We start from the raw sequence: 16,683 nt of genomic DNA, 5'->3' as shown, positions 1-16,683 counted from the left end.
TATAATAAAGAGCTAGTTAACTTTCAAAAGAATTTAATGGGATTTGTAAACTATCCCGCTGGAAATATAAAGGCAAATAAGGGAAATCTATGGTAAAATAAATGGAGTTATTGAAACAATAGTGGATGTTGATAGGGCGATAAGATTTGGAAATTATACAAGTGAGTCTGTTTATGATGATATCTGTTTGGTTGTATTTTAATTTGGGTATATTAAAACAAATTGTGGAGGTGTTTATTTATGAATATCAGAGAATTAGTTAATAATAAGGCAGAGGAAATGTATCCCAACAATGATTATGTAAAAGAAAGAATTAGAAAAGAACTTGATTACTTTGAAAATCATGAGAGATTTGGAGAAATTCAAGCTTTACTGAGTATTAAAGAAATGCTTAAGGATGAAAATATTTATGTATTTCCAACAGCTATGCTATCTCTTTATCTATTAGATTTAGACTTTATAAATCCGATTCCAGCTCATTATTATAACCCACATATAAAAGAGATTACCTTTGATGATGCAGCATCGTATGGCGTAGATTTACCTAAAAAGGATGGTCTTAATAGGGGTGGATTTAATATTTCAGAAGATTATACATTAAACTTAAATAAAGATATACACTTTGAAGTTTATTTAAAAATGAAATATTTAGATAAAGTGAAGACTTTACTTGAAGGTAGTTTTGATCCAACTTTCGAGTTAGAGGAATCTGACAAGAACGGACATAAAGAAAAAGTTTCTTATAAAGAAACAACTATAATTTTCAATGATTATTCTTTTGATAAATTTTTTGGGAAAAATTTGCAAAGTGATATTAATGTAGATAACTTCAGAAAATATCTTTTTGACGATGCTATGAAGAATTTGTTAGAAATAGAAGTGCAACCAAAAGAAGTAGTAAGTTTTAAAGAAATGGTAGAATTTTTAGCTTTATCAAAAGCAACCTTGAGAGATAAATCGGATATATTTACAAAATTTATTGATTCTAAATATCCTAAGACGAGAGAAGATATTTTCATGCTCTTGAGAGATGAGGGATATGGTCTTGGAGACGCTGCGAAATTAGCATATGCCATAGCTATGGGAAAAAAACCTGAGTTTGAGATAAAGGATCAAGAAATCAAAGCTTATTTAGATGCGGTTGCATATGCTTGGCCAAAGGCGACAGTTGTATCAATTTTTCTTAGAGATTACTTCAGAGGGGATTTATATCATTGTTAAATATTGAAAAAAAGCAAGCTGAACTGTTTAATGAATGGAAAAAGAAATATAAATATTTTTCTTCTGATGGGATAGTAGATTTTTATGCTTATAAAAATGCTTATCCGAAAATCACTTTTATTTTAAAAGAAACAAATGAAAAAGAAGATGATGGCGGATATGACCTAACAGAATTTTTAAGAGATGGTGCTGTTGGCGGATGTATCTGGAACAATGTTTCTAGATTTAGTGCAGGCATTATAAATAAAATAGATTTTGAAACTGTTAAAGATATAGATAAAAACGATAGGAAAAAATATCTTGCTCCTATTTCTGTTATAAACTTAAAAAAGACTCCTGGGAGGGCAACCTCAATCGATTCTGAGATAGATAAATTTGCGAAAGAAGACAGAGAATATATAAAAAAGCAAGTCGAAATATGTAGACCTGACCTTATAATTTGTGGAGGAACAGGAGATACATTTATTAAAAACATTCTTAATTTAGATACTAGTTCATGGACTTATATTTCTGACTATTTAAGCTATTTAACCTATAATGATACGATTATAGTTAAGACATACCATCCTGCCTGCAGAAAGAGGAAAAAAGATTTATTTGAAAATATAGTTTTACCAATTAGAGAAATATTGAATGACGAATATTAGATATTTTAGTATTTATTTTAAAGGAGAATATAATGAGAATACATTATTTTCAAAGATATCATCAAAAAGAAAATGTAGCTACTGCTAATACAATGTTATTACTTTCAAGACTATATTCTTATTCGCCCAATAAATTTTTTAGATTTCTAAAAAGCGAATTTTTTATGGATTCTTTTGAGCCGGAGATAGTTTTTAATTTACAAGAAAAAAGCGTAGATAGTATTCCGGATGCAACTATTACTCAAGAAGGTTTTAAAATTGTTGTTGAGACAAAGATGACAGATTGGTTTTACTCCAGTCAATTAATGAATCATTTAAAATCATTTAAAGATGAAAAAAAGAAATTATTAATAACACTTTCTTCTGAACTGATGGAAAAAACAAAGTTAGACGATTTTAACGAACAATTAAAAGATTATAACAAAACTCAAAAATATCCTGTTATGCATATAAACACAACTTTTGAGCTTATGGCAAATGCAATTGAAGATGTTATTGACGATCGAGATTACGAAATTAAAGATATTTTGGATGACTATAGAGATTATTGTTATAAAGATGGCCTTATTCCTACATCAGATTCATGGAAATATTTAAGAATGCAACTTGCAAGTACAACTTTTGATTTTAATAAAGAAAACAATGTTTATTACCATGATGCAGACAGAGGTTATAGCCCATATGCTTATTTAGGCCTGTACAAGCAAAAGAGCGTAAGGTTAATAGGTAAGGTATGTGCAATAATTACTGCTATAGAAAAAGATGGAGAAATTGAATATGAAGCTGAATTAGGTGAAATAACAAACGAACGTAAGAATACAATTGTTAAAGCAATGGAAGATGCCCTTTCCTATGGTTATGATTTGAAAAATTATAATCATAAATATTTTTTTGTTGATAAATTTTATGAAACAGACTTTAGAAAGGTATCTAAAGGAGGTTCAATGGGGGCAAAAATATTTGATTTAACAGAAATATTAAAAAGTGATAACTTACCAGAAGTTGATCAAATTGCAGAAATTTTAAAAGATAAGACATGGGAATAATTAATTAGCATCTACATTAGTAGGTGCTTTTTTCATAACTACTTTTAGGAGATGGCGCTATAAACATTTTAAATTTAATAATTAAGTAGAAAGATAAACCTAAAGACGGGGAGAGGATTTCTTCATCGTCTTTTTTGTTTGGGAGGACAACGGCAGGGAGGAATGTCAACGAATTTACTGCTATGCAAATGACAGCCGTTTATTCCCGTGTAAGAGTTTTAGCTGAAACCGTAACAGGACGTCCTCTTCATTTATATAAAATATTTTTGCCAATTAAAGTAGTTAGGATGATATAGATTAAAAAATTAATTGACCTATTTCCACATACGAGGCGTTTGGAAAATACAAAAATTTATCAATACTGACCACTCAAGCCATGTTGAGAATTTGGTATTGCTGTCAAGAAAATAATTCCCTATATTTTTTAATGGGTTTGAGGGTGTAGACTTAGTCTTAATTGAAAAATCTTTAAAATACAATAAAATTTAAACGAATAAAGAAAGACTGGATTAATTTCCAGTCTTTTTATTTTATCTTCTTTAACAGGAACATTTATAAAAACAGACAACTTAGACATACCACGGGAGTTACACGTAAAAGCAGAATAATATCATATTAAACGTCTGAATAAAAAATAGAGGCACTCCTTAAAAATAGGAGAGCTTTTTTAAAAAAATTTACTCATCTCATTCTTTCGGGTGATGTGCTAAAGTAAAAGAAAAATTAAAATATATATAAAGGAACTGTATTTCCATAGAAATAAAAAGTAAGTAGGGAAAATATGAAAAAGGTAATAATATTAATCATCGCAGGAGTATTATTACTTGGACTAGGAATATTAATCCTGGTAGAACTTCCAGAAATAAAAGGAACACTTGGCAAAGCCGTATACATAGACGATGGAAAAATAAAAAGTGAAAATGAAGGCAAGGTTGTAATCCTTGCAGGCAGGCTCGAACCGGAACTACCATTTAAAGATCCAGCAACAGACGTAACCATTCCATATTTTGCCGCATATAGAAAGACAGAAATCTTTAGTCATATTGTAGATACTGACTTTGAGTACACTTGGTACGAGTTGGCCTGGGATCCCTTGAAAGAGAATAAAGGCGTGAACACAGAAGAGCTCTCTTCGAGTAAGCTTATAGCACCAATAAAGATTGGCGAATATAACATAGATCCACGCATATTTAAAGAGATCGAAACCATAGACAAGTGGAAAGACATAACAGAAGACGACTTAGGCGACTACGAGCTTTATATACACAAGAGTAAAAACGACGACACAACTTATCTAAGCGAGGATGAATATATACCGGACCAGCTCACAGATTATAAAGGAAACAAGTGGCATGATCAGGTCGACAAAATGAGGTACTCCTAGGAAGTATATGTTGACGATGGTCCCCTTGAATTTACCGTAGTTGGAATACAACAAGGCGACTGGCTAATGTTAGATGACGACCTAGACATATCCTATATAAAAAGGGAATCCATAGTGGCGAAGACTTCACCGCCAATAATGTAAGTAGCAACAAGACCATGGATAATATATCCAAGATGGAACTATGCTTACGAAGCACCAAAACCAAAAGAAGAAAAATCCTTGGAAATGAATTGGAAGATACAACTAACCATCGGAACAAAAGTAATGAATAGAGAAATAAACGGATCATCTACAAACATTATGATGGATTTAGCACCATATATTAAAGACGGAAGAACCATGCTCCCTGTAAGATATGTGGCACAAGGCTTAGGAATTGATGTTGAATGGATACAAAGGACAAGAACTGTCGTACTTTTAGCCGGCAGCACTAAAGTAGAAATACCTATAGACACTGACAAGATTATAGTAAACGGTACAGTATATAGAGGAGATGTAAAACCAGAAATCAAAAACGGAAGGGCAATGCTATCAATAGGAAACATAGCAAGAGCATTAGGACTTCAAGATGGGAAAGACATCATTTGGAATAAGAATACTAAAACAGTTACCATCTATAGAAGCATCCTTGTTAAATAAATTCAACCTATAAATAAAACAAAAACTAATTAAAACTTTTTAAGATTAAAAATACCCTCTTTACTTGGTAAAAGTAAGGAGGGTATTTTTGTTTAGAAAGTAGTTGATAAAAAATGCAATGTTTTTTCTCCCACCATAGGCACACGGACCGGTAAACCGGTCCCTACATGCTCACAAAAGGCTTACAATCTTTGTAGGGACCAACTTTGAAGCCCTAACCCGATTTTTGAAAAAAATCGTGGTAGGTCTCATGCAACTATTTACCCAAATCTTTGATTTGGCTGCAAATATCTGCTATTGGTCCGGCGACGAAGGCGAAATAAACAAAATAAAAAATGAAAAAGAAAAATTATAAAGAAAATATAAATTGAAAAAATTTAAAATAAAATGCTCTACGTGAAGCGTAAAAAATAAATTATAAAAAATATTGAATTTGTTCTTCTACCATAGAGTATGTAAGGACTATGATAAAAAGTTTTGATTATCAAAAATGAAAGAAAACATTTTCAATAAAATTCAAAGCAAATAGAAAAATAAAAAGTCATAACTAAAAACAACTATCAATTACAATTACAAATTTAAAAAAATAAGGAAATTTACAAATAAATTATAAAATAACAAAAAATATAATTAATAATTATAAAAACGCATATTTTTATTAATTGAATATTTTTTTTGATAAAACATTTTCATTGAGGTACAATAAAGAAGAGGTGATAGTTATGAAGTTAAAAACTATCGGTCTTGACAATGCTCTTTTAAAGAGTTTGAAAGACTACATAGACACTTTTGAAAACAAGGAGAACAATATTATAAGCATTCTTCATTATGCTCAGGACATTTTTGGATATTTACCTCCGGAGCTTCAAGTTTATATTGCAAGGCTTACAAATTTACCTGCCAGCAGAATAAACGGCATAGTGACTTTTTATTCCTTTTTCAATGAGAGAAAGATGGGGAAATTTAAAGTTGATGTTTGCTTGGGCACTGCTTGTTTTGTAAAGGGAAGTCAGGAAATTATGGATGCTTTTAGACAAGAGCTAAAGGTTGATCTTGATGGTTTAAGTGAGGATGGTCTTTTTAATGTAAATTCTATAAGATGCGTGGGTGCTTGTGGCATAGGACCTGTTGTTCGTGTAAATAACAAGATATACGGCCATGTTAAGGCGGAAGATGTAAAGGAGATTATAAAAACTCACAGACAAGAAGCTAAGGAAGAAGAAAGTTGATTTCGCAAAATGGGAGGTTTATATGGCTAAAATAGATTCATTGGAAAAACTTATTGCAATAAAAGAATCAAGGCATGACAAAACTATATTAAGAGATTTAGGAGATTTACATAGGGATGATGTTATAGAGATTTTTATAACAGGAAATGAAAGTGAAAAGTATGCTGAAATTCAAAAGCTTTTTAATGAATTAAAGACTTTTGTTAGCAGCCATGGCTTGAGAAATTGCAGATTTTTATTTAAAGATGACCCCAATCAAAAGGAAAAATTCAATGTAGAAATTAATTTTAATGTTTGTGCCAATGTAAAGTGCAATTCTTTAAAAACTGATTCTATTAAGAATTTTATTTTAAAGGTTGCTTCAATGAAAAACAAAACTCTTGAATATGCAGACGAGGTGGCTCATGAATAATTTAAGGTTGCAGATACTTATTTGCAAGGGAACGGGTTGCGTTTCTGCAAGAAGTGATTTAATAAAAGAAAATTTTGATAAGGCTTTGGACCACTATAAGATTCGTGATGTGGAAGCTATTATAACAGGTTGTTTCGGCTTTTGCGGCGAAGGTCCCATTGTAAAAGTTGAGCCGGACAATGTTTTTTATACTCATGTAAAGCCGGAAGATGTAAATGAAATTGTAGTTGAACATATAATTCACGGGAGACCTATTGAAAGACTTCTCTACAAAAATCCTAAAAATGGAGAGGCTATTTCCAACCAACATAATATGAGTTTCTATGAAAAGCAAACTCGTGTAGCTCTTAAAAATTGTGGAAAGATTGATCCTGAAAATATAGAAGATTATATTTCTTATGACGGCTATCAAGCTTTGTATAAAGTTTTAACTGAGATGACTCCTCAAGAGGTTATAGATGTAATAAAAAAATCAGGTCTTAGAGGTAGAGGGGGCGGAGGATTCCCAACGGGCATTAAATGGCAAAATACATATAATACTCCGAGCAAGGAAAAATATATTTTCTGTAATGCTGATGAAGGAGATCCGGGAGCTTTTATGGACAGAAGCATCTTGGAAGGGGACCCCAATTCTATTATTGAAGCTATGACCATAGGTGGTTATGCCACAGGGGCAAATTATGGAGTTGTATATATAAGAGCTGAGTATCCCCTTGCTATACATAGACTTAAAACTGCAATAAATCAGGCAAGGGAATTTGGATTTTTAGGAAAAAATATTTTTAACAGTAAGTTTAATTTTGATATAGAAATCCGTTATGGTGCAGGAGCTTTTGTTTGTGGAGAAGAAACTGCTCTTATTCATTCTGTTGAGGGTAAAAGAGGGGAACCTACAAGAAAACCTCCTTTTCCCAGTGTAAAGGGCTATATGTCCAAGCCTACAACGGTTAATAACGTTGAAACTTATGCAAACATACCTAAGATTATTTTAAATGGCTGGGAATGGTACGCTTCCATGGGTACGGAAAATTCCAAGGGAACGAAAGTTTTTGCCCTGGCAGGCAAAGTTAATAATGTAGGTCTTGTAGAAGTCCCTATGGGAATTACAATTCGTGAAATAGTTTATGACATAGGTGGAGGAATTCCCAATGGCAAAAAATTTAAGGCGGTACAAATCGGCGGACCTTCAGGGGGAATGATTACAAAAGAAAATTTAGACACACCTATAGATTATGAAAATTTAAAGGCAATCGGTGCAATGATGGGGTCCGGAGGCTTAATTGTCATGGATGAAGACAATGATATGGTGGAAATTGCAAAGTTTTATCTTGAATTTACTCAAGATGAATCCTGCGGTAAATGTACTCCATGTCGTTTGGGAACTAAAAGGCTTTTGGAAATGCTTAAAAAACTTTTAGAGCAAAAATCTTGCGAGGAAGATCTTATAAAGATAAAGGACCTTTGCCATAATATCATCGATACTGCTGCTTGCGGTCTTGGACAGACAGCACCAAATCCAATTTTATCAACTATTAAATATTTCCCGGACGAGTATTTGAAATATGCAAGGCATGAAGTTAAAAAAACTTACACCATAAATAAGGCCAAATGTATAGGTTGTCACAGGTGTGCTAAGGAATGTCCTATTAGTTGTATAAAGGGACAAGTAAAAGAAAAGCACGAAATTGACGAAGAAAAATGTATATCTTGCGGAACTTGTTTTAAAGTTTGTCCCGTTAATGCAGTTGTTGAACCGAAATAGAGGTGGAATATGGTAAATTGTGTAATTAATGATAAAAAATTAAAAGTAAGTGAGGGGACTACAATCCTTGAGGCTGCACGACAAATAGGGGTTGATATTCCAACTCTTTGCCATATGAAACTTGACAATTTCAATTATGAAAATAAACCTTCAAGCTGCAGAATATGTATGGTTGAAGTTGAGGGAAGGCCCAAGTTATGTACAGCTTGTTCAGAAGAAATAACTGAAGGTATGGTAATAAGAACAGACACACCAAGGGCGGTTCAGGCAAGAAAAATAAATTTGGAATTGCTACTTTCCAATCACCCTAAAGATTGTTTGGTTTGTCCTAAAAATTTAAACTGCGAGCTTCAAGCTCTTGCGGAAAAAATGGGCATAAGAGAAATTGCTTATAAGGGTGAAAGAATGCAACATCACATAGATTCTTCATCAAACTCTATTTTTAGAAATCCCAACAAATGTGTAATGTGCAGACGCTGTGAAACTATGTGTAATGAAGTTCAAACGGTAGGAACTTTAAGCGGTCTTAACAGGGGATTTAACGCCATAGTGGCACCGGCGTTTAACATTCCCTTGGGAGAAAGTTCATGTACTTTTTGTGGTCAATGTGTGGCAGTTTGTCCCACAGGAGCCTTAGTAGAAATAGATGCTACGCAAAAAGTTTTTGATGCTATAAGAAATCCTAAAAAACATGTGGTAGTTCAAGTGGCACCGGCAATAAGAGTTGCTTTAGGAGAGCTGTTTAATATGGAGCCGGGAAAGGTAACAACTGGAAAACTTGTTACAGCCCTTAGAAAATTAGGTTTTGATGTAATATTTGATACGGATTTTTCCGCAGATTTAACAGTAATAGAAGAAGCAAGTGAATTGGTAGATAGAATAAAAAATAACAAGACTCTTCCAATGCTAACTTCATGCTGTCCTGCTTGGGTCAGATTTATAGAAATGAATTTTCCTGAAATGTTGGATATTCCTTCAACTTGCAAATCTCCTCAAATTATGATGGGAACTATGGTAAAAACTTATTATTCAAACAAGACTGGGATACCTGCTAAAGATATAGTTATGGTTTCAATTATGCCCTGCACTGCAAAAAAAGCTGAAGCGGCAAGGGATGAGTTAGGCACAAAAGAATTAAGAGATGTAGATTATGTTCTTTCCACAAGAGAACTGGGAAGGATGATAAAATTATTCGGCATAGATTTTAACAATTTGGAAGAAGGAAATTTTGATAATTTAATGGGCCAATCATCAGGAGCTGGAACAATTTTCGGCACAACAGGAGGAGTAATAGAAGCAGCAGTGAGAACAGCCGGAGAATGGTTAAGCGGACAAAGTTTAGGAAAGATTGAATTTCAAGAATTAAGAGGCTTAAAGGGAATAAGAGAAGCTGAAATTAACATAGGAGACTTGAATTTAAAAATTGGAATTGCCCATGGTCTTGGAAATGCAAGAAAATTATTGGAAGGAATAAAAAGCAAAAAGTATAAATTTGACGCAATAGAAATAATGGCTTGTCCTGGAGGCTGTATAGGTGGAGGCGGTCAACCTTATCATCATGGACATAGTGAGATTCTCTTAAAAAGACAGGAAGCTCTCTATGAAATAGATAGGAATAAAAAAATAAGAAAAGCTCATGAAAATCCTATGATAAAAGAAATATACGAAACATATTTAGGCAAGCCCTATGGGGAAAGAGCTCATGAACTTCTTCATACAACATATGTACCAAGAGAAAAAATTTAAAAAGAGACGAGATTTCGTCTCTTTTATTTTAAAGAAAATTCCTAAGTTTCTAATTTTATATTGCCTATGATATAATAAGTATAACTAATTTAGGAGAGATTAATGGAAAAGATACTTGTTAAAAAAAGCGGACCCCTAAGGGGAAAAGTCCGCATAAGCGGTGCGAAAAACGCAGCTCTTCCCATACTTGCAGCTTGTCTTTTAGGCACTGAAGATATTGTTCTTGAAGATGTTCCAAACTTAAAAGATGTAGAAATAATGATGGAAGTCTTGTCCTCATTGGGAGCAGAAGTTGAAAAAATTGGCTTAAATAAAATTAAAATAAATGCAAAAAATATAAATTCCTATGAAACTAAATACCAACTTATGAATAAGATGAGAGCTTCATTTTTAGTAATGGGTCCTCTTCTTGCCAGAATGAAAAAAACTGTAAATTCCCTTCCTGGAGGTTGTGCCATAGGAGCAAGACCAATTGACTTGCACTTAAAGGGTTTTAGGGCTTTAGGAGCTGAAATTACGGAGGAACCGGGAAATATAACTGCCAGTGCGGAAAAATTAAAGGGAGACACCCTATATTTGGACTTTCCCTCTGTAGGAGCTACTGAAAATATTATGATGGCGGCAGTTCTTGCAGAAGGAGAAACTATTATAGAAAATGCGGCAATGGAGCCGGAAATTGTCGACTTGGCAAGCTTTCTTAAAAAAATGGGAGCAAAAGTTTACGGGGCAGGCACATCTTCTATAAGAATAGTCGGGGTTGAATCTTTAAAGGGAACTAGTCACCAAATAATTCCCGATAGAATTGAAGCGGGAACCTTTATGGTGGCAGCAGCTATTACCGGCGGAGATGTTTTGGTGGAAAATTGTATTCCCAGTCATATGAAGCCCATTATTGCAAAACTTATTGAATCAGGAAGTCAAGTAATTGAGTATGATGAGTCCATTAGGGTTATAGGAAAAGATATAAAACCCTTTAATATAAAAACTTTACCCTATCCGGGATTTCCTACAGATATGCAGGCACAATTTATGAGTCTTATGACTTGTGCTGATGGAATTTCCGTTACAAGGGAAACTGTTTTTGAAAATAGATTTATGCACGCTGAAGAGCTTAAAAAATTAGGCGCCGATATTTCCTTAACAGGAAGAGAAGCCATTGTAAAAGGTGGAAAAGAATTAATAGGCGCAGAAGTTAGAGCTACTGATTTAAGAGGAGGAGCAGCCCTTATTTTAGCTGGCCTTGTAAGTCAAGGGCAAACTTCTATTTGTGATATATTCCATATAGATAGGGGCTACGAAAATATAGAAGAAAAGTTCAGGGCTCTTGGAGCTCAAATAGAGAGAGTTTAGGGGGAAATATGAGAAAAAAATTATTTATAGTTATTTTATCTTTGGCTATGATTTTAAGCGCCTGTTCATCAGGTTCATCAAAAACAGATGAAAAGACCTTAAATGTAGCTGTTGCTGCAGATGCAACAAGTCTTGACCCTATTAGTTATAATGATGATTTTTCTGAAAATGTAATGAAGCAAATTTTTCAGGGTCTTCTTGCAAAAACTGCAGATAATAAAATTGTAAATTGCCTTGCTCAAAGCATAGAAAAACCTGATGATTTAACCTTTATTATAAAGATAAAAGATGGGGTAAAATTTTCAAACGGTGATGATTTAACTGTTGACGATGTTATTTTTTCTTTAGATAGAGTTGCAGGAAGCGATCAATATGGCTATGTATTTCAAAGTATAGATAGGAATTCTTTTGAAAAAATTGACGATAAAACCTTTAAATTTAAATTAAAGGAAGCTGATGCAACTATTATGGAAGCTCTTGCAGGACCATCTGGGGCAATAGTTCAACAAAAAGATGTGGAAGCAAAGGGAGAAAAGTTTGCTCAGGAACCTATGGGAACAGGTCTCTTTAAAATTGATTCTTGGACAAAACTTGACACTATAAGTCTTTCAAAAAATGAAAATTATTGGCAAGAAGCACCTAAGATTGACAAAATTGTTTTAAGAGTTGTTCCAGAAGCTTCTCAAAGACTTATAGAGCTTGAGAGTGGAAATGTGGATATAGCATATCAAATTGCTCCTAATGACATTAAAAAAGTTGAAGAAAATAAGGACTTAAGTTTAATGAGAAGGCTTGACAATTCAGTGCATTTTATCTCTTTAAACGTTTCAAAACCACCTTTTGACAATATAAAAGCAAGAGAGGCTATGGATTATGCCTTAGATATGGAAACAATTTTTAACACTGTTTTTATGGGAGTAGGTAAACTTGCTACAAGTCCTGTAAATCCAAACTTTTCATATTCCATTGCAGATCAAATTCAACCTATAAAACAAGATAAGGAAAAAGCAAAAGAGCTTTTTGCTGAGGCAGGAGTAAAGCCGGGAACACTTTTAAAGATATATGTAAATGAAAATCAACAGAGAAATGATGTTGCTGCAATGATGCAGGAACAACTGAAAGAATATGGAATTGACCTTCAAATAGTAAAACTTGAATGGGGTGCAATGGTTGAAGCCTTAAAGGCAAAAGAAGACGATATGTTTATTATGTCTTGGAGTCCTTCAGCTCATGATACTCACTATGAATTTTTCTCACCCTACCATTCAAATAAAGCAGGTCAAGGACCAAACTACAGTGCCTATACAAATCCTGAAATGGATAAACTTATTATAGAAGGTCTTCACACCACAGATGAAAATAAGAGAGCTGAAATCTATAAGGCGGCACAAGAACTTGCTATAAAAGATAAACCTTACAAGTATATCCACTACGGAGAAACTGTTGTTGGAATAAAAAATACAATAGAAGGTTTCGAACTTTTACCAACTTACGCACAAAATCTTTGGAACCTAAGCTTTAAAGAAAGTAAATAATTATGGCTAAATATATTTTAAAACGTATTCTAATACTCATTCCGACCATTGTCGGAGTGAGTTTTATTGTATTTCTACTTTTATATCTAAGCCCGGGAGATGCAGCTTATGCAAGAGCCGGAGCAAATGCACCGGAAGAAGTTGTAGAGGCTCTTCGCCAGTCTATGGGGCTTAAAGATCCTTTTTTTGTTCAATATTTCAGATTTTTAAAGGGACTTATTACTGAATTTAATTTGGGGACTTCCTATATAACAGGCCAGCCTGTTTCAAAAATGATTTTAAGCGTCTTTCCAAATACCTTAAAACTTACGGGACTTGCTCTTTTAATTTGCACCTTTGTGGGGATTTTATTTGGAGTTATAGGAGCAATAAATAGAGAGGGAATAATAGATAAAATTCTTACAGTTTTTGGTATGATAGGACTTGCAATGCCTATATTTTGGACAGGTCTTATTTTAATAATTATCTTTTCCGTAAGATTAAAAGTTTTGCCACCCTCAGGTTTTAACTCCTTTAAGCAGATGATTATGCCTGCAGCAGCTTTAGGTTTTCAATCCAGTGCAATTATTATGAGAATGACAAGATCATCCATGCTTGAAGTTTTAAACCAGGATTACATGAACACAGCCCTGGCAAAGGGACTTAAAGAAAGTACCATAATTTTTGTTCATGCCCTAAAAAATGCAATGCTTCCTGTAATAACCGTAATAGGTCTTCAAATGGGAGGACTTTTAGGAGGTTCAGTTTTAACTGAAACAGTTTTTTCCATACCAGGCCTTGGAAGACTTATGGTAGATTCAGTGAAAACCAGAGATTATCCTCTTGTTTTAGGAGGAGTAATTTTTATAGCCATATCCTACTCCATAATAAGTATCTTAGTTGATATTATATATGGCTTCATTGATCCCAAAATAAAAGCGGAGTACAAATAATTATGAACACCTATAAATATTTTAAAAAATCTAAAGTGGCTATGTTTGCCCTTATAATTTTAATAATCATAATAGGAATTGCAATTTTTGCAGATTTTATAGCTCCATACACATATTTTGAGCAACATCCTGAAAATAAATTTTTAGGTCCAAATATAAAAAATTTAATGGGGACAGATCAATTGGGTAGAGATATCTTCTCAAGAGTGGTCTACGGAGCTCGTATATCCATTGAGATCGGTTTTTCTTCAGTATTAATAGCATCAGTCCTTGGAACTTTAATCGGGGCTTACGCAGGCTTCTACGGCGGCAAATTCGATGAAATTATTATGAGGATTATGGATATTATTTTATCCATCCCATCTCTTGTCCTTGCCATAGCTTTAGCGGCAGCTTTAGGGAATGGTATGTTTAATTTAATCCTTGCAGTTTCTCTGTCATCAGTGCCCTCCTATGCAAAAGTGGTAAGGTCTGGTGTAATTAGCATTAAAGAGAAAGAATACATTGAATCTGCTTTAGTATCAGGAGCAAATAAAAATAGGATTTTATTTGTTCATATACTTCCCAATTGTCTAGGCCCTATAATAGTTCAAGCTACAATAGGAGTGGGAACAAGCATACTTTCAGCAGCCTCCCTTTCCTTTATAGGAATGGGAATAGAAGCACCAAGACCCGAATGGGGACAAATGTTGTCTGAAGCCAGATCCTACATTAGAGATTACCCCTACATGTCTCTTTTTCCAGGACTTTCCATAGCAATAACAATACTTCTTTTAAATATAGTGGGAGATTCTTTAAGAGATGCTTTGGATCCCAAGCTTAGGAGGTCAAGATGATTTTACAGCTTAAAGATTTAAAAATTCATTTTAAAACTGAAGATGGACTTGCAAAAGCAGTGGATGGAGTAAATTTTGAAATAGAAAAATCCGAAACAGTGGCCCTTGTAGGAGAAAGTGGCTGCGGAAAAAGTTTAACAGCAAAGGCGATAATTGGAATTTTAAATAGTAAAAATGCAGAAATAAGCGGAGAAATAAATTTTGAAGGGCAAAACCTTTTAAAATTAAAAGATAGGGAATTGAGAAAAATCAGAGGAAAAGAAATTTCCATGATCTTTCAAGAACCTATGACAAGTTTAAATCCAGCCCTAAAAGTAGGCTATCAAATTGATGAAATTTATAGAAGGCACTTTAACTTAAGCAAAAAAGAGGCAAGAGAAAAAAGCATAGAAATGATAGCAAAAGTAGAAATACCATCGGCAAAAAACATTTACAAGGCCTATCCCCATGAACTTTCTGGAGGAATGAGACAAAGAATAATGATAGCCATGGCTCTTGCATCAGACCCCAAAATTCTAATAGCAGATGAACCTACAACAGCCTTAGACGTAACAATACAAGCAGAAGTATTAAAACTTATGATGAATTTAAAAAAATCCATGGAAACTTCAATCCTCTTTATAACCCACGATTTAGGAGTAGTAGCGGAAATAGCTGATAGAGTTTTAGTAATGTATGCAGGAAAAATAATAGAAAAAGCAAAAGTAGAAGAACTTTTTAGAAATCCCCTTCATCCTTACACGAAAGGTCTTTTAAAATCAAGACCCTTAATAGGACAGGAGCAAAAGGAACTTTTTAACATAGAAGGATCTGTTCCAAGCCCCGTTGATTTTAAAGAAAATTGTAGATTTAGCGACAGGTGTCCCTTTGTAATGGAAAAATGTAAGGTAAAAGAACCGAGGCCAATAGAAAAAGATGGCCATGAAGTCTCCTGTTATTTATACGGTGATAAAAATGAATGAAATTCTAAAAATAAGAAACTTAAAAAAATACTTTCATAAAAAAAAGATTTTAACTAAAGCCCTTGATAATGTAAGCCTTGATTTATTTGAAGGAGAGACCCTGGGCATAGTAGGAGAATCAGGAAGTGGCAAATCCACCTTAGCAAGATGTATATTAAACCTCTATGATGATGTGGAAGGAAAAATTGAATTTCAAGGAAAAGACATAAAAAATTTAAAAAATGAGGAACTAAAAAAATACAGAGGTCAAGTTCAAATGATATTTCAAGACCCCTATTCTTCCTTAAATCCAAGAAGAAAAACCGGACAAATAGTAGGAGAAGGTCTTATAAATATAGAAAAGCTAAAGGGAAAAGAATTAAAAGAAAAAGTATTGGAAACTATGGAAATTTGTGGACTTCCAAAATACACTTATGAAAGATATCCCCATGAATTTTCAGGAGGACAAAGGCAGAGAATAGGAATAGCAAGAGCCCTTGCAGTAAATCCAAAATTAATAGTAGCAGACGAACCTACATCAGCCCTGGACGTATCAATACAAGCTCACATAATAAATCTCTTAAACCAATTAAAAGAGAAAATGTCCCTATCCATAATATTTATATCTCACGACCTGGCAGTAGTAGAACACATAGCAGACAGAATAGCAGTAATGTATCTTGGTCAGATAGTAGAAATGGCACCGACAAAAGAACTTTTTGAAAATCCCATGCATCCCTACACAAGAGTCCTCTTATCAGCCATACCCAAGCAAAATCCCTGGGATAAATCAAACGAAATAAAATATAGAAGAGAAAATGAACTTAATGAAGAATTAAAAGAAGGATGCAAATATAGAGACAGATGCGGTGGGAAAAAAGACAGTTGCGAAAACCCCTATGAAATGATAGAAGTAAAAAAAGACCACTTTGTCTCCTGCAAAAAATATATAAAAAAATAAAAAACCGGAAGTAATTTGAAAATAAAATTTCAATTACGA

At 33.5% G+C, this 16,683-nt stretch carries 15 protein-coding genes; all 15 read left to right on the top strand.

Annotated features, from left to right (window positions below):
• Positions 1 to 240: 240 nt before the first annotated feature.
• The 15 genes from J2S72_RS03945 (at position 241) to J2S72_RS03875 (ending at position 16,644) form a co-directional block, all read left to right on the top strand.
• A complete protein-coding gene (locus J2S72_RS03945) occupies positions 241 to 1,221 on the top strand; it encodes a hypothetical protein (protein WP_023055463.1) in 981 nt (326 codons plus the stop codon).
• Entirely contained in the window at positions 1,215 to 1,868 is a 654-nt protein-coding gene (locus tag J2S72_RS03940) for a uracil-DNA glycosylase domain protein (RefSeq protein WP_023055460.1), read from the top strand. Before J2S72_RS03945 ends, J2S72_RS03940 begins: the two co-directional genes overlap by 7 nt.
• Before the next feature lie 32 nt (positions 1,869 to 1,900).
• Entirely contained in the window at positions 1,901 to 2,914 is a 1,014-nt protein-coding gene (locus tag J2S72_RS03935) for a hypothetical protein (protein WP_023055468.1), read from the top strand.
• Positions 2,915 to 3,695: 781 nt separating this feature from the next.
• The gene (locus J2S72_RS03930; protein WP_023055477.1) at positions 3,696 to 4,298 is read left to right on the top strand and encodes a hypothetical protein; all 603 of its coding nucleotides are present in this window, start codon (positions 3,696 to 3,698) and stop codon (positions 4,296 to 4,298) included.
• A 228-nt stretch (positions 4,299 to 4,526) separates the two neighbouring features.
• Positions 4,527 to 4,940 carry a copper amine oxidase N-terminal domain-containing protein gene (locus tag J2S72_RS03925; RefSeq protein WP_155803727.1) on the top strand — a complete coding sequence of 138 codons (414 nt, stop codon included), beginning with the start codon at positions 4,527 to 4,529 and terminating at the stop codon, positions 4,938 to 4,940.
• Positions 4,941 to 5,662: 722 nt separating this feature from the next.
• Positions 5,663 to 6,169 (top strand): NADH-quinone oxidoreductase subunit NuoE family protein, encoded by a 507-nt coding sequence (locus J2S72_RS03920; protein WP_023055451.1) that lies wholly within the window; start codon positions 5,663 to 5,665, stop codon positions 6,167 to 6,169.
• A gap of 22 nt (positions 6,170 to 6,191) precedes the next feature.
• On the top strand, positions 6,192 to 6,581 hold the full coding sequence (locus J2S72_RS03915) for a hypothetical protein (RefSeq protein WP_307495004.1): 390 nt from the start codon (positions 6,192 to 6,194) through the stop codon (positions 6,579 to 6,581).
• Positions 6,574 to 8,343 (top strand): NADH-quinone oxidoreductase subunit NuoF, encoded by a 1,770-nt coding sequence (locus tag J2S72_RS03910; protein ID WP_023055464.1) that lies wholly within the window; start codon positions 6,574 to 6,576, stop codon positions 8,341 to 8,343. The genes J2S72_RS03915 and J2S72_RS03910 overlap by 8 nt, the downstream gene beginning before the upstream one ends.
• Before the next feature lie 9 nt (positions 8,344 to 8,352).
• A complete protein-coding gene (locus J2S72_RS03905; protein ID WP_023055471.1) occupies positions 8,353 to 10,089 on the top strand; it encodes an NADH-dependent [FeFe] hydrogenase, group A6 in 1,737 nt (578 codons plus the stop codon).
• Between the two features lie 102 nt (positions 10,090 to 10,191).
• A complete protein-coding gene (gene murA, locus J2S72_RS03900; RefSeq protein ID WP_023055474.1) occupies positions 10,192 to 11,439 on the top strand; it encodes a UDP-N-acetylglucosamine 1-carboxyvinyltransferase in 1,248 nt (415 codons plus the stop codon).
• An 8-nt stretch (positions 11,440 to 11,447) separates the two neighbouring features.
• Positions 11,448 to 12,974 carry an ABC transporter substrate-binding protein gene (locus J2S72_RS03895; RefSeq protein WP_023055453.1) on the top strand — a complete coding sequence of 509 codons (1,527 nt, stop codon included), beginning with the start codon at positions 11,448 to 11,450 and terminating at the stop codon, positions 12,972 to 12,974.
• Positions 12,975 to 12,976: 2 nt separating this feature from the next.
• The gene (locus tag J2S72_RS03890) at positions 12,977 to 13,906 is read left to right on the top strand and encodes an ABC transporter permease (protein ID WP_023055458.1); all 930 of its coding nucleotides are present in this window, start codon (positions 12,977 to 12,979) and stop codon (positions 13,904 to 13,906) included.
• Positions 13,907 to 13,908: 2 nt separating this feature from the next.
• Positions 13,909 to 14,742, top strand: a complete 834-nt coding sequence (locus J2S72_RS03885) for an ABC transporter permease (RefSeq protein WP_023055446.1) — start codon at positions 13,909 to 13,911, stop codon at positions 14,740 to 14,742.
• Positions 14,739 to 15,704: an ABC transporter ATP-binding protein gene (locus J2S72_RS03880; RefSeq protein WP_023055448.1), complete on the top strand. Its 966-nt coding sequence runs from the start codon at positions 14,739 to 14,741 to the stop codon at positions 15,702 to 15,704. The genes J2S72_RS03885 and J2S72_RS03880 overlap by 4 nt, the downstream gene beginning before the upstream one ends.
• Positions 15,697 to 16,644 carry an ABC transporter ATP-binding protein gene (locus J2S72_RS03875; RefSeq protein ID WP_023055444.1) on the top strand — a complete coding sequence of 316 codons (948 nt, stop codon included), beginning with the start codon at positions 15,697 to 15,699 and terminating at the stop codon, positions 16,642 to 16,644. Before J2S72_RS03880 ends, J2S72_RS03875 begins: the two co-directional genes overlap by 8 nt.
• Positions 16,645 to 16,683 lie beyond the last annotated feature (39 nt).

The sequence above is a fragment of the Peptoniphilus koenoeneniae genome, assembly GCF_030812875.1.
GTDB lineage: Bacteria > Bacillota > Clostridia > Tissierellales > Peptoniphilaceae > Peptoniphilus_B > Peptoniphilus_B koenoeneniae.
The sequence above is the reverse complement of the archived record's forward strand: the minus strand, read 5'-3'. Positions and strand labels throughout refer to the sequence as shown.